Raw genomic sequence first — 14,157 nt, 5'->3', positions numbered from 1 at the left:
GATGGATGTTCACGAAGGTCTGCGGCACCGGGAAAGCATCATCGAAAGCTGCGTGATCAGGGCCCGGCAACACCATACCCTGCAACGCGTGCCGGTCTTCATGAGCGCCCTGTGCCGCGTGCGACAGGGGCAAAAACTGATGCAGTGGGATGAGCGCGAAATGCGCGCCGGCCCACAGCACCTGATTCTACTGCCGGCAGGCCGCGAGCTTGGGGTGACCAATTTTCCCGGTGCCCAGGGTGACTACATCGCCGACGTGGTGTCGTTTCCGGTGCCGGTGTTGCGTAACTTCGTTGCCCGGTATGGCGCGCAGTTCAAGGGCAGCATGCATGCCGACCTGTGCGTACGCCTGGACAAACAGACCCGACAAGCCTGGGACCAACTGCTGACCGCACTGAGCACCGGCGCCCCGTCGGCCCTGTGCACCCACTATGGCGAGGCCGTGTTGCTCTGCCTGTGCCTGGCCGGCCAGGCGGGACCGTTGCTGATGGATCGCAACGACCCCTTGAGTGAACGCGTGCAGCGGTTGATCGGCAGCAACCTGTCCAGGGACTGGACCGTTGCCACGGTTGCGCAGCAGCTGAATCTGGGGGAATCGACGTTGCGTCGGCAACTGGCCAATGAGGATGCGAGCTTCAGGGCCATCCTGGAAAATGTTCGGTTGGGGGCGGCGTTGCAACAGCTGCAAACCTCCAGGGATTCCATCGGGGAGATTTCCAGTGCGTGCGGGTATGCGTCGGCGTCGCGGTTTGCGGTGAGGTTCAAGTCACATTATGGGCTTTCACCGCGCTCGTTGCGGGCGGCGATGTGAAGTACACACTACCTGAGTAGCCCATAACCTGTGGCGAGGGAGCTTGCTCCCGCTGGACTGCGCAGCAGGCCCATTTTTTTGGGGCCGCTGCGCGCCCCAGCGGGAGCAAGCTCCCTCGCCACAGGTACGGTGTTGATCTTTGAATGGCTGAAAATTTCTCATCGGGGAAATTTGCAACGCGTGTGGCGTATGCGACGGCTTGTTGATTTGCGGTGAGGTTTAAGTCGCATTACGGGCTTTCGCCGCGCTCGTTGCGGGCGGCGATGTGAGGTACACACTACCTGAGTAGCCCATAACCTGTGGCGAGGGAGCTTGCTCCCGCTGGACTGCGCAGCAGGCCCATTTTTTGGGGCCGCTGCGCGCCCCAGCGGGAGCAAGCTCCCTCGCCACAGGTACGGTGTGATCTTTAAATGGCTGAAAATTTCCCATTGGGGAAATTTGCAACGCGTGTGGCGTATGCGACGGCTTGTTGATTTGCGGTGAGGTTTAAGTCGCATTACGGGCTTTCACCGCGCTCGTTGCGGGCGGCGATGTGAGGTACACAATACCTGAGTAGCCCATAACCTGTGGCGAGGGAGCTTGCTCCCGCTGGACTGCGCAGCAGGCCCATTTTTTTGGGGCCGCTGCGCGCCCCAGCGGGAGCAAGCTCCCTCGCCACAGGTACTTCGCGGTTATTGAAGCGCTTTGGCAACCGCATCAAAGGCAAACATATCGTCGATCACCTTGCCACCCGTGGGTTTGGTCTGCGCCTGCCACACCACAATCACCACATTCCTGGTCGGATTGATGTAGAGGTACTGACCAAACGTACCGGCCGCCGTAAAGGCTTTATCCGCTTTGGAGGCGTCGGTCCAACCTGGCCACCACATGGACGCAAAGTCACCGTACGCCGCATCTGAACCCGTAGTCGCGCTGGCAAAACTCAACCAGCCTTCAGGCAACACTTGCTGCCCACCGGCCTTGCCACCGCTAAGCACGAACTGCCCAAAACGCCCGTAATCCTCAAGCGTCGCGCTGATACCGCTGCCGCCCACTTCATTGCCATTGAGGCCGTCGAGCCACCACTTGGCATCGGTTTGCATGCCGTAAGGCGCCCAGATCTTCTCGCTCAGGTATTGCGTCAGTGGCTTGCCCACCGCAGCGCTCACCAGTTGCCCCAACACTTGAGTTTCACCGGTGCTGTAGTTGGTGCGAGTGCCAGGCGGCGCGGCGGTGGGCAGGCTGGCCATGAACTTGAGGAGCGACCCGGGCACTTGTTCACTACGCAGTTTGATCAAGTGGCGCTCGTCCGAGGTAGGGTCCGTGTATTGCTCGTTCCACTTGATCCCGGAGCGCATCGACAGGATCTGGCGCACGGTGACCTGGTCATAACCGCTACCGGCCAACGCGGGTAAATAACGGGTGACCTTGTCATCCAGGCTCTTGATGGCGCCGTCCTGCAGCGCCGCGCCTACGAGGGTCGAAGTGATGGACTTGGCCACCGACATCGACATCCACCGGGTGTCGGCGGTGTTGCCTTTTTCATAACGCTCATCGACGATCTTGCCGTCCTTGAGCACCAACAGCCCGGTTACCCAGTTGATCGCCACGTAGTCATCGAGGCTGTAATGCTTGCCTTTGTAGTCAAAGGCAACCGGCCCAAGTGGCTGGCTGCTACGGGGTAACGGGAACGGATGGCCGCCCGCCTTGATCGTGCGCGTCGGGAACAACCGGTCGGTATTACGGAAGGTAGTGACGGCCAAGTCCTCGCTGAGCCTGCCGTCATAGATGGCCTGCACGTCGCCGATCGGTTCCTGTGCATGGGGATAAGGCTTCGCGGGATCCGGGGTGGCCGCGCAGGCGGTTAACGACAGCGCAAGTGTCGACGCACACACCAACACATGAAGCGCACTGCGTTCAACCGGGGATGAAGCGCGATGAAGCACGGGCATAAACACCTCTTTATTATTGTTTGATCGGCCTTGAAACGCTTCGGCACATCAGCAAAAACCGACATGCCGAAGCTCAGGATGCAGCGGGGGATTTTTTCTGGCGCGCGGGATCGGGCCGGATTACGCGCGGAGTCGGGCCATGGGGGCTTCGGAGGGTTTAACAGGCCAGGACTGGCTGTGTGATTTGCTGACAAAAAAGGGGGACAGATCGTTTTTAATCAAATAGACCCGCCCCCTTATTTTGCCCTATGAGCAATCTTCTATACGCGTTACCGACCCCGCCAGCCGCGCGGATTTCAGTGACACCACCTTATAATCAAGTGCTTTACATGCACGAACAACATCATTGGGACGCGGCTCGTGACTTCTTTTTATCTGGGTAGAGATAGTACCTCCAGCTTTTGAATCAAGATAGACTACTAAGCTGGAGCAAAACTCGCCCGAAAAATCCTTAACAAACCACTTAAGACACCTGAAACGCTCAAGCGCTTTGATTTTAGGGCGAAGATACGGCAGAAGATAAAGTGTCAGAGGGTACAGCAAAAACATTGCAGCAAGAGGCATGTAGTTTATAGCCCCGAGAAAATACATAAGCACTAACCAAACCAGTGCGGCACCATAGAAAAAATTACGTGAAATAGGCAGATATCCGGAGTAAAGCATTCTAGGAAAGGAATACTTCACCTCATCAGCTTTAAGCCTTTTATACTCACTCTCTAGGACCTCAGCCTCCAGCTTTGGCAAATTATCAGGCCGCTCATACAAAAAAGCGCCACTACAACCCTCAACACATTTCTCCAGGCTAACCCTTCGCAGGCCACTCGTTAAAATTTCAACTACTTCAGACTCATTTATTGCAATAGCAACATGAGTACAGTTATCAAGTGTCGCCACTTTAATAATAATATTGGACGATAGCCCGACAACATCTCCAGCTTTCAAAAAGCTCTCCCTATCATAATTTTGCGCAGCACCAACAAGCCAATATCGACAGATGCGTTGAAACCTTTAATCAAAAACACTCATACCGCAAAATCGCCCGGTCGATCTGGCATTCCGAGCATCTGAGCTAGAAAGCCACGCAGTTCACAACTCTCTCTGGGGTTTCCCTGCATTACTCGATGATTGCTATAGGTCAGAGCGAAGGCTCTGCTTAGCAGGCCGTCTAATCGATGAGGTTGATGATTACTATCGAACCGGTCGCCTAATGGCTTACCAAAACCCATTCCTATAATCGCCTCCACTTTCTCCCTCCCGTCTGTCCGCAGGCGAAATCTCCTCCCGGAACCCGACACCATGCCAAGCGCAAGCCGGGCCCCTAGCGGCCTCCCCGAACATAATCAACAAACCGTCCTGCAGCAGTGGCTGGCGATTCTCTCGGTGGCCGTGGGCGCCTTCGCCCTGGTCACCAGCGAGTTCCTGCCGGTAGGCGTACTCAACGACGTCGCCGCCGACCTCGGCATCAGCGCCGGCCACGCCGGGCTGATGGTCACCCTGCCCGGCATCATGGCCGCCCTCGCCGCCCCGTTGCTGTCGGTGGGCATTGGCGCCATGGACCGTCGCTACCTGCTGATCGGCCTGACCCTGATCATGATCATCGCCAACATGGTGGTGGCCTACGCCAGCGACTTCAGCCTGCTGCTGTTCGGCCGCGTACTGCTGGGCATCAGCATCGGCGGCTTCTGGGCCACCGCCATCGCCCTCAGCGGCCGCCTTGCGCCCAAGGGCGTGGGCGTCGCGAAAGCCACCTCGATCATCATGATGGGCGTGACCCTGGCCACCGTCCTCGGCGTGCCCGTCGGCACCTGGCTGAGCGGCCTGATGGGCTGGCGCATGACCTTCCTCGTCACCGCACTGGTGGGCATACCGGTACTGCTGGCACAGATGTTCCTGCTGCCCCGCCTCGAACCGGAAAAAGCCATTCGCATCGCCGACCTGCCGGCCCTGTTCATCAACCCACAAGCCCGGGTTGGCTTGATCGCCGTGCTGCTGATCGGCCTGGCACACTTTGCCGCGTACACCTACGTCGCGCCGTTCTTCAAAAACAGCTCCGGCTTCGACGGCCCGACCATCGGCTCCCTGCTGCTGCTCTACGGCGTGGCCGGCGTGATGGGCAACGTCTTCGCCGGCTTCGCCGCCAACCGCAGCGTGCGCCACACCTTGCTGCTGGTGGCGCTGATGATCGGCACCAGCACCGCCCTGTTCCCCTACTTCGCCACCGGCATGAGCGGCGCCGTGATGCTGATCGCACTGTGGGGCTTTGCTTTCGGTGCCTTCCCGGCGTGCGCGAGCATCTGGATGTTCGTGGTTGCGCCCAAGGATGTGGAACGGGGCATGCCGCTGTTCGTGGCGTTGTTCCAGGTGATCATTGCCGTGGGCTCGTTCTTTGGCGGGCAGATCGTCGACAAGATGGGGACGTCGGTGCTGTTGAGTTTGGCGACCGCGTTGGTGGGCGCCGGGTTTGTGACGGTGCTGGTGTTGGGGCGCAAGGTGAGTAATAGCCTGGCGGCTCAGCCGGCCTGAGAAAGGAAAACGGGACTGATTGATTTCAGTCCCGTGGCTTGAGGCAGTGAGCACGGCACCTTGCTCCATTGCCTACAGTTGCGTCAGAATCCGCCGGCTTGTGCACCTGGGTTGGCGTCTCTAAGGTTGCTCGGTCGCTGAAAACTCAGTGATCGGGTTTAGTAGCCCTGGATTATCCGAGCAATGTGCATGAGCTTCATCCATCAGACGTCTCTGTCTGTGTTTGATGGTGGCTGTGCGCAGGGCGCCTTCGGGCGCGCCGGTCTTTGTTTGGATTCCCGGTCTACTAACCTGTGCACAGCTGCCACCCCATTCGTTTAGTAGCGAGAAGGTGGCGGCCCACATAGAGAATCCAAACAATGTTCAAGGTAACGCCGAATCCTCCGGGAACTCCCGATCTGAAACTCAACCAAGCCGCGCAACGCGCCTTGGATCACTATCTCAATCCCTCCTCCGCCAAAACCGCCCCGCCGTCGGGTGCGCTGTTCAGTGTGGCTGCTGATGCCAGCAGTGAAAGTTTGATTACCAATAGCTATGAAACCTTTGCCTCGGTCAGCGCGTTGCTGCTTGATCTGTCGGATGAGCTGAGCGGGAAAGACCGTGATGTGGCGTTGGCTATTCATCAACTCAGTGAGTTGGGGGTGCTGTTGATGGGCAAGCTGATGGATCGGGAGGTGCCGTGTAGCTGAAGTCAGACGTAGTCCAATAGTACTTACCGTTCAGTGCACGCAATCGATTAGCCGCTGGGGCGTTGTAGGCATCTACAGCGGCTCAGCGACGGCACACGTGCCAAGGCACTGCTTTTCTCCGGCTATGCTGAATGTCGGCTTTCGGCCAAAGCAGCCGCTCGGATGCGTCAATCAATACAGGTAAGCTTCCTTACTCCCTCACTTTCCCATGACTAAACTAGGTGGAACGCGTTCATCAGGAAGCCAGGAGTAATCTGTGGACAGCAAGCGAGCGATTGAACTGGGTGCAAAAATCATTGAGATACAAACGTTAATGATCGCGTACGCCACCGATGGACGAACCTCTGTTCAGCCTGCCGAATATCGAGAGCTTTATCCAGAGGTTACAATTGATCTGGAAGATGCGAAATATGCGAACCCCAATCCCCACAAATCGCTCGAAGTCTTCATGGCATTTTGCAAGCTCCAGGAAATGAGCACTTATGCGAGCAGACGCGTTTACGTGCAGGAGCTCTATGCCGACATTTTGCTCGACCTCAAACGGAGACAACGCCACGCCCCATCATCTAGGAACTGGAGTAAGGCAAATGAAGCCTTGGCTGATGAATTGACGCCAATTCGTGCCCAATGGCTAAAGGCGAAGAACTTCATTTACTCAGCAACGCCTGACTTCGAAAACTCTATAAAGGAGTCTATCAGCTCTATTGAGTCAAGCCTCATGGTGTTGATGAACGAGCCCAACGGAACGCTCGGCAAGGTCATCAAGAAAGCAAATCTCGATGCAGATATTGAGCGCTTGATCACCCAAGCCTATGGGTATGCGAGTAACAAAGATTTCGTTAGGCACGGTGGTACAGTCGAGTCAGTTCTTTCAAAAGCAGAAGCAGAGTTTTTTCTTGAGTTCGCTGCAACATCTATCATCTACATTACCAACCGATCAAAAAAACATGATTCATGAATTGGATCGCCCCTGATTTTCCGGACGCCCACCTGGAAGCTACTGGCCCCTGGTGCCCCTCGTGAGCGACGACAGTCGACCAAAGAGAATTGCTGGGAGCTGCTGCTCCCGGCCAAAAGCAGCCTCTTGAATGTGACTACGAAACCGGTGGCGATTCAGATACCTTTCCCACCTCCGTTATGGCCTAGTATTGTGGCCATAACGCGTGATGCGCCTAGCTTACTGGAGAGGTGAAATGCTAGCGGACCTACAGCAACACCGGGCGTTTATGGAGCGGGCCATCCATGAGATGAGTAATTGTCCGGGGGGCACCAAAGTCGGAGCGGTATTGGTCGTTGATAATAAAGTTGTTGCCACAGGCTTCAAGACCTCTGGCTGCCATGCAGAACGGGCTGCAATTAATCAGGCTAAAGCAAACGGTATCGATCTAAGGCAGGCTGTGCTCTACACCACCCTAGAACCCTGTGTTCAAGTAAAGAAAACGCAGAAGATAGCCTGCTGTTCCAGTTTGATCGTTGCTGAAGGGATCCGCAGGGTTTTCATTGGGTATACCGACCCCAACCCAAGAGTCTTGCGTCAGGGCTGGCGGAGTCTGCGCGACGATGGAGTGGAACTACTTTACTTTCCTAAAGATCTTCGTAGCGCGATCGAAGCAATAGATCCCTTTGTTCACGTCTTCTCCCAGAGCATTGGTCCTACCGGCACAATGGTGGTCGACGTTCTCGAGCCTGAGACCGTTACAATACAGTTTTCAGAGGCAGACCCTCGTACCATGGCCATTCGTTGGTCTTGGTCGGGGAAGAATCAAGCGTTTGCGTACAGTTCGGCAGGTATCGATGTTGCTCTAGCAAGGGAAGCGAGAGAATTTTCAGAAATCGACGATCCGGGAATTTTTAAGTTTGGGCCGCAAGCTCGAGTACTGATTGGGAACATCGTTATCTTTTGCCATCAAGACGCGTATTTGTTGGCGAAAGTTCTTGAAGCAAAGGCAGGCCCGTCTTATGGAGACGAGCACTATCTTGTGAAGTTTCAGTATCAGATCCGCCTCAGATCGGGGTAGAACTCAGGCGGAGCTTGTACTCAACTCGGATATCTCACCCTGCATCTAGGACATATGTTCGGTGGGGTTTATGGAGCGCTTACGTTAGACCGTTACTGAACGGTCTGCTTTTGGCCGACAGTTGCCCCTCGTGACAGCCCGCCGGCCAGCCAGTGAGCCACTCCAACCCTATCGGTCAGCCAACAAAAACACCCCGCACTTCAACCAAAGGCGGGGCGTTCTCTCCAGCATCACTTCACATCAATCACATCGCCGTATGAAAAATCTGCTCAATCTCATCCTGATTGGCAGGACGCGGATTGGTAAAGCCGCAGGCATCTTTCATGGCATTGGTTGCCAGGGTCGGAATATCGTCAGCCTTCACACCCAGCTCAACAAGCCCACTCGGAATCCCCACATCCGCAGACAGTTTACGGATGGCCGTGATAGCCGCCGCAGCGCCCTTCTCCGCATCCAGTTGCTGAGTCTCAACCCCCATCGCATGAGCGATATCCTTAAACCGGGCCGGACATACGCTGGCGTTGAAGCTCGACACATGGGGCAGCAGGATCGCGTTGCACACGCCGTGAGGCAGGTCGTAGAAACCGCCCAGTTGGTGCGCCATGGCGTGCACGTAACCCAGCGAAGCATTGTTGAAGGCCATGCCGGCAAGGAATTGCGCGTAGGCCATGTTTTCCCGGGCGGTCATGTTGTCACCCTGGGCAACGGCGGTGCGCAGGTTGGCCGAGATCAATTCGATGGCTTTGAGTGCACAGGCATCGGTGATCGGCGTGGCCGCCGTCGACACGTAGGCTTCGACGGCGTGGGTCAGTGCGTCCATGCCGGTGGCGGCGGTCAGGCCCTTGGGCATGGCGGCCATCAGCGAAGGGTCGTTGACGGATAACAGGGGGGTGACGTTGCGGTCGACGATGGCCATTTTCACGTGGCGGACTTCGTCGGTGATGATGCAGAAACGCGTCATTTCACTCGCCGTGCCGGCGGTGGTGTTGATGGCGATCAGTGGCATTTGTGGTTTGGCGGATTGGTCCACGCCTTCGTAGTCGCTGATGTGCCCGCCGTTGGCGGCGCACAGGGCAATGCCCTTGGCGCAGTCATGGGGTGAACCGCCGCCCAGGGAAATAATGAAATCACAGTCGCTGCGGGCCAGCAGTTCCAGGCCCTTCTCCACGTTGCTGACGGTCGGATTCGGTTTGGCGCCGTCAAACAGGGTGGAGTCGATGTCTTGCTGGGCCAACAGGCCGGCGACCTTGGCCGCCACGCCGGCTTTGGCCAGGCCGGCATCGGTGACGATCAAGGCTTTGCGGAATCCGTACTTGCGGATTGCGAGCATCGCCTCGTCGAGGCTGCCAATGCCCATCATGTTCACGGAAGGAATGAAGAAGGTGCTACTCATGATAAATCCTCTTTTTATTATGGAGACACGGGAGTCAGTGAGGTTTTCTACTCATCTCGCAGGTGATGCGGCGCCTCTTGTTGTCATCGTTGACGATCACAAAGCTGAGCCTAAACCTATGGCGTCAGACCGAAATGGTCCTTTAGCGGGCATTGACACCTCCTTTAGTACTGGAAGCAGGGCTTCACCATTCCATGGGGGGCGGCAGCAAAATCTGACTTGCGCAGACCCCGACCCGCCCGGATGGTTATGATGGTTCGCTGATCAACAGCCCTCACCCACTCTCCTGTGCAGGAACTGATCCGGCTGTCCGTCAGCGTGTTTGTTCTCGGGTATCTGCCCTGGGCCTGCGATCGCCCTTCTGTTTACCGGGTGCTGGCAAATTCTCATCTTCGTAGTGGCGATGCTGGCGGGTATGCATGTGTTTTCCAGCCTGGAAGGCCGGCGCACGTCTTGATGGGGTTTGACCCCGATTTTTACTGAACGCAACTCAAGGACGGCTTCATGGAGCGACTCCAACCTCGTGGCATTGATGCGGACGGTTATATCCTCACCGTGTCCAACGTCGAGACGCAGCCACAGTTTCAGGCTTTGCTGACGGACGTTTGCATGACGCTCGCGCGGCCGGAACCTTTGCTGGACGGGATTTATCTTTATGGCAGTGTCGCTAGAGGCGACGCCGTGCCGGGGGTTTCTGACCTTGACCTAACCCTTATTCTGCACAGTCCACCTACGTCGCAGGATCTGGAAATGCTGGAGTCGAAAAGGCGCACGCTGGAAAGTCGGCATGCCGAAGTCACCAAGATCGATTTCGATATCGGTAGTCGTGCTGAAGTATTAGCACCTGACAATCGAATGAGCTGGGGGTATTGGCTCAAGCATCACTGTCGTTGCTTATGGGGCAATGATCTGACCCAACGCTTCGACCGGTTCAAGCCGTCGCGCGATATCGCCATTGCCGTGAATGGTGACTTTGAATCCGTACTGACCCGGTATGCCGACCTTATCGACCAGGCGACCACACCGACGCAATCGCTGCGCTTGCAGCGAGAAGCTTCGCGCAAACTCATCCGGTCAACTCAAGTGCTTCGCTCTGAACAGGACCTGATGTGGCCGCAAACACTGGAAGAGCTTGTCGAGCAGTTTGTTCAGCATTACCCGAGTATGAAAATGCAGATCTCTTTTTTCTTGTCCCAGGCAAGAAACCCGGATGCCAAGCCAAAGAAATTTACGACTCAGCTCCATCATTTTTTGACCTGGATGGCTACACAAACCGGTTGAGTCCATAACGCGCCTATGAAATCAGGGGCGATTCATGTACCTACAGACGGGTTATCACGCATGCCATTACCGCGAAATTCGATATCCATAACCTGTTGGCTGCTCCGTGGTGTTACTGAATTGAGTGAGTCATCCTAAGCGTTCCTGGATCATCATCGGAAGATACGCTTCCAAGCGACAACAGGCTTTGGATCAACTTCCGCTGAATGACCGATACCCCTCTTCTTATTGATGAGTATCAGCCTCCTCTGCGGGGTAAAACTCGCCCTCCTTCCCCATTTTTTTCAGCCGTTCGCGCACAATTACCTCGACGCTGGCTACGGCGGTTTGATCGTCAGGGTTGACCAACTGCAAGCACAGGCGTTGGACATTCTGATCGTGGGTGCCCTCGCTCATCATCTCGTGGGTGAAGACCTGTTCGCCACGCCATAGGCATAGCTGGGTATGCGTCTCGCCAAGCCATATTTCGTTGATTGATCCAAGGTCGGTTGTCTCTAGTTGATCGACGGTGATTGTCTTATCCATTGCGCTGTACCTTACCTATGAGTAGATACAGGTAGACTTGCCGGCATAGCGGGTCGTTCCACGCGTTGGCAGTTCAACCGGGCTAATGGTGGTTAAGCACGTCCCGGTTGGAACCAGGCCAATTGACGATTGAAGGCGGACAGTGCGAGCCGATAAGGGCAATCACATGACTGATCCTGCTGTCCCACATGCCAATGGCCGCGCCTGGATCAACTTTGATCTCCCCTCCTCGGGCCGATACTGCCAGCTTCGCCACCGCCCCTCTTTCGGGACTGATGAGCAAACCTCATGAAGCCTTGCCGATTTACCCGTCTAGTCCTCAGTCGTTAGCGCGCTTACTGTCTCCCCACGCCCAACGGGAGATCGACATGCACAAACGCACACTCGGCAACAGTTCACTCGAAGTATCCGCCCTCGGCCTCGGCTGCATGGGTCTGAGCCATGGCTATGGCCCGGCCACGGATACCGAACAAGCCATCGCACTGATCCGCTCAGCCGTTGAACGAGGTGTCACATTCTTCGATACCGCCGAATTCTACGGCCCCTATATCAATGAGCAAGTAGTCGGCGAGGCGCTGGCGCCAGTTCGCGACCAGGTTGTGATCGCTACAAAATTCGGCTTCGCCGTCGGCACCGACAATACAAAACAGGCTCTGGACAGCCGGCCCGAACGTATTCGAATAGCCGTCGAGGGTTCGTTGCGTCGACTGAAGACCGATTACATCGATTTGCTCTACCAACACCGCGTCGATCCGGACGTGCCGATTGAGGACGTTGCCGGGGCGGTGAAAGACCTGATTAGCGAAGGAAAGGTCAAGCACTTCGGCCTGTCGGAGGCAGGCGCGCAAACCATTCGTCGCGCCCATGCGGTACAGCCGGTCACGGCGCTGCAAAGCGAATACTCGCTGTGGTGGCGCGAGCCTGAGCTGGAAATCCTGCCGACCCTTTGGGAGCTGGGCATCGGCTTCGTACCGTTCAGTCCATTGGGTAAAGGCTTTCTCACCGGCACGGTGTCGGCCGATTCCACTTATGGCAGTGACGACTTCCGCAGCATCGTCCCGCGTTTCAGCCAGTCGGCGCTGCAGGCAAATCAGGGTCTGGTGGTGTTGATCCGTCAGATTGCTGCGCAGAAACAAGCGACACCGGCCCAGATCGCGCTGGCCTGGCTGCTCGCGCAGGCACCGTGGATTGTGCCGATTCCGGGCACGACCAAACTGCATCGCCTGGAAGAAAACCTCGGCGGCGCGAACATCACCCTCGACGCTGCCGAACTCAAGGCCATTGATACCGCGCTGGCGCAGATCCGCATCGAAGGCGAGCGCTATCCCGAGGCTCTCAAGGCGCGCGTCGGTCGATGAGTACCGATCACGATCCGCTGCGGCGCACGGTCATCGCCGCACTGGCCAGCGCCCCGCTGCTGTCGCTCGCCGACGCGCAAGGCGCCAGTGAAACACCGCGTTCGGGCTCGCGGATTCTGGTCGCGTATTTCTCGCGCTCGGGCAATACCCGCGTGGTCGCCGGGCTGATCCAGCGTGGACTGGGTGCCGATCTGTTCGAGATTCGCCCCGCCCACGCCTACCCCGAGGACTATCTGCAAACCGTGGAACAGGCGCGCCAGGAACGTGACAGTGGCTTCGAACCCGAGCTGCAAAACACGGTTCACGCCCTCAGCGACTACGACACGATCTATCTCGGCTTTCCGATCTGGGGTGAAACCGCCCCGCCGATCGTGCGCGCATTCCTCAGCGCCCACGATCTGACCGGCAAGACCCTCATCCCCTTCAACACCCATGGTGGATATGGCCTGGGCAACAGCCGCCGTGTGCTGGTCAAGCATGCGCCGAAGGCCAAAGTGCTGGAAGGTTTTGTGATGGAGGGTGAGCAGGAGCGCAAGACCATGGAACGCGTGAACGGCTGGCTGAAAGATCACCCTCTCACGCACTAATCGAATTCTGTACGGAGTAACTCCATGAAAATCCGCACGTTGGGTAATGGCCTGGAAGTGTCCGCCTTGGGTCTTGGCTGCATGAGCATGACGTCGGCCTACGGGCCGGCAGCCGACCAAGCCAGCATGATCAAGCTGATTCGTTCGGCCCACGAGCAAGGCGTCACCTTGTTCGACACCGCTGAAGCATATGGCCCGTTCGCCAATGAAGAGCTGCTGGGCGAGGCCTTGCAGCCGATCCGCGAGCAGGTCGTCATCGCCACCAAGTTCGGCTTCGATATCGACCTGATCACCGGCGCACGTGGCGGCGGCACCGACAGCCGCCCGGAGCATATACGCGCCGTGGCCGAAACGGCGTTGAAGCGTCTGCGTACCGATTGCATCGACCTGTTTTATCAGCACCGCGTTGATCCTCAGGTGCCCATCGAAGACGTGGCAGGCACCGTCAAGGATCTGATCGCCGAGGGCAAGGTCAAGCATTTCGGCCTTTCTGAAGCGGGTGTGGAAACCATTCGCCGGGCCCACAAGGTGCAACCGGTCACGGCAGTGCAAAGCGAATATTCGCTCTTCTGGCGTGGCCCGGAGCTGGAACTGCTAGCCGTGCTGGAAGAACTGGGGATCGGCTTCGTACCGTTCAGCCCGCTGGGCGCCGGTTTCCTCACCGGTCAGATCGACGAGAACACGCAGTTCGACGCGAGCGATTTCCGCAATTTCGTCCCGCGCTTTTCCCCTGAAGCGCGCAGGGCCAATCTGGCGTTGGTCGATGTGGTGAAAGCCGTCGCGCAACGCAAACACGCCACGCCGGCGCAAGTGGCACTGGCCTGGTTGCTCGCACAGAAACCGTGGATTGTGCCGATACCGGGCACGACCAAACAGCATCGCCTGAAAGAAAACCTGGGCGCGGTCGAGCTGCAATTGACCGGCGACGATCTGCGCGTGATCAACGAACAGATGGCGCAGATTCGGGTGCACGGCGAACGTCTGCCGGAGTCGGCACTGAAAATGACCGGACTCTGAGTCTGCCCTATGCGACGCCATGTG

The 14,157-nt window shown here is 57.1% G+C and carries 14 protein-coding genes; 10 read left to right on the top strand and 4 right to left on the bottom strand.

All coding sequences use genetic code 11. The features are described 5' to 3' along the window. The first annotated feature begins 1 nt into the window (after position 1). Entirely contained in the window at positions 2–811 is an 810-nt protein-coding gene (locus QF039_RS08905; protein ID WP_214498938.1) for an AraC family transcriptional regulator, read from the top strand. 671 nt (positions 812–1,482) lie between these two features. Here QF039_RS08905 and QF039_RS08895 read toward each other — a convergent pair. Beyond that, entirely contained in the window at positions 1,483–2,742 is a 1,260-nt protein-coding gene (locus QF039_RS08895) for a serine hydrolase (RefSeq protein ID WP_307517521.1), read from the bottom strand. A gap of 246 nt (positions 2,743–2,988) precedes the next feature. Further along, positions 2,989–3,684: a hypothetical protein gene (locus QF039_RS08890; protein ID WP_307517519.1), complete on the bottom strand. Its 696-nt coding sequence runs from the start codon at positions 3,682–3,684 to the stop codon at positions 2,989–2,991. Positions 3,685–4,038: 354 nt separating this feature from the next. Here QF039_RS08890 and QF039_RS08885 point away from each other — a divergent pair, with 354 nt between their 5' ends. The 4 genes from QF039_RS08885 (at position 4,039) to QF039_RS08870 (ending at position 7,972) form a co-directional block, all read left to right on the top strand. After that, positions 4,039–5,265, top strand: a complete 1,227-nt coding sequence (locus tag QF039_RS08885) for an MFS transporter (protein ID WP_003209751.1) — start codon at positions 4,039–4,041, stop codon at positions 5,263–5,265. A 359-nt stretch (positions 5,266–5,624) separates the two neighbouring features. Beyond that, the gene (locus QF039_RS08880; protein WP_307517517.1) at positions 5,625–5,954 is read left to right on the top strand and encodes a DUF6124 family protein; all 330 of its coding nucleotides are present in this window, start codon (positions 5,625–5,627) and stop codon (positions 5,952–5,954) included. Positions 5,955–6,210: 256 nt separating this feature from the next. After that, positions 6,211–6,912: a hypothetical protein gene (locus QF039_RS08875; RefSeq protein ID WP_307517515.1), complete on the top strand. Its 702-nt coding sequence runs from the start codon at positions 6,211–6,213 to the stop codon at positions 6,910–6,912. Positions 6,913–7,147: 235 nt separating this feature from the next. Beyond that, on the top strand, positions 7,148–7,972 hold the full coding sequence (locus QF039_RS08870; protein ID WP_307517513.1) for a deaminase: 825 nt from the start codon (positions 7,148–7,150) through the stop codon (positions 7,970–7,972). A gap of 244 nt (positions 7,973–8,216) precedes the next feature. On the opposite strand, the gene yiaY is transcribed toward QF039_RS08870, so the two are convergent. Further along, positions 8,217–9,365, bottom strand: a complete 1,149-nt coding sequence (yiaY, locus tag QF039_RS08865; protein WP_076016933.1) for an L-threonine dehydrogenase — start codon at positions 9,363–9,365, stop codon at positions 8,217–8,219. 322 nt (positions 9,366–9,687) lie between these two features. On the opposite strand from yiaY, the gene QF039_RS08860 reads away from it, so the two are divergent. Both QF039_RS08860 and QF039_RS08855 read left to right on the top strand, forming a co-directional pair. Continuing rightward, positions 9,688–9,822: a DUF6691 family protein gene (locus tag QF039_RS08860; protein ID WP_373461977.1), complete on the top strand. Its 135-nt coding sequence runs from the start codon at positions 9,688–9,690 to the stop codon at positions 9,820–9,822. 47 nt (positions 9,823–9,869) lie between these two features. Continuing rightward, a complete protein-coding gene (locus QF039_RS08855) occupies positions 9,870–10,646 on the top strand; it encodes a nucleotidyltransferase domain-containing protein (RefSeq protein ID WP_307517510.1) in 777 nt (258 codons plus the stop codon). Between the two features lie 225 nt (positions 10,647–10,871). On the opposite strand, the gene QF039_RS08850 is transcribed toward QF039_RS08855, so the two are convergent. Then, the gene (locus QF039_RS08850; protein WP_017475289.1) at positions 10,872–11,171 is read right to left on the bottom strand and encodes a hypothetical protein; all 300 of its coding nucleotides are present in this window, start codon (positions 11,169–11,171) and stop codon (positions 10,872–10,874) included. Between the two features lie 368 nt (positions 11,172–11,539). Between QF039_RS08850 and QF039_RS08845 the strand changes: the two genes are divergently transcribed. From QF039_RS08845 to QF039_RS08835, 3 genes are read left to right on the top strand one after another with little or no spacing between them, the layout of a single operon-like run. Continuing rightward, entirely contained in the window at positions 11,540–12,529 is a 990-nt protein-coding gene (locus tag QF039_RS08845) for an aldo/keto reductase (protein ID WP_003209745.1), read from the top strand. After that, complete coding sequence (locus QF039_RS08840) at positions 12,526–13,116, top strand: flavodoxin (protein ID WP_102605912.1); 591 nt, start codon at positions 12,526–12,528, stop codon at positions 13,114–13,116. The genes QF039_RS08845 and QF039_RS08840 overlap by 4 nt, the downstream gene beginning before the upstream one ends. 24 nt (positions 13,117–13,140) lie before the next feature. Further along, positions 13,141–14,133, top strand: a complete 993-nt coding sequence (locus QF039_RS08835) for an aldo/keto reductase (RefSeq protein ID WP_307517505.1) — start codon at positions 13,141–13,143, stop codon at positions 14,131–14,133. Positions 14,134–14,157: the final 24 nt, after the last annotated feature.

This window comes from Pseudomonas sp. W2I6, from assembly GCF_030815935.1.
GTDB lineage: Bacteria > Pseudomonadota > Gammaproteobacteria > Pseudomonadales > Pseudomonadaceae > Aquipseudomonas.
This window is presented reverse-complemented; position numbering and strand designations above follow the sequence as displayed.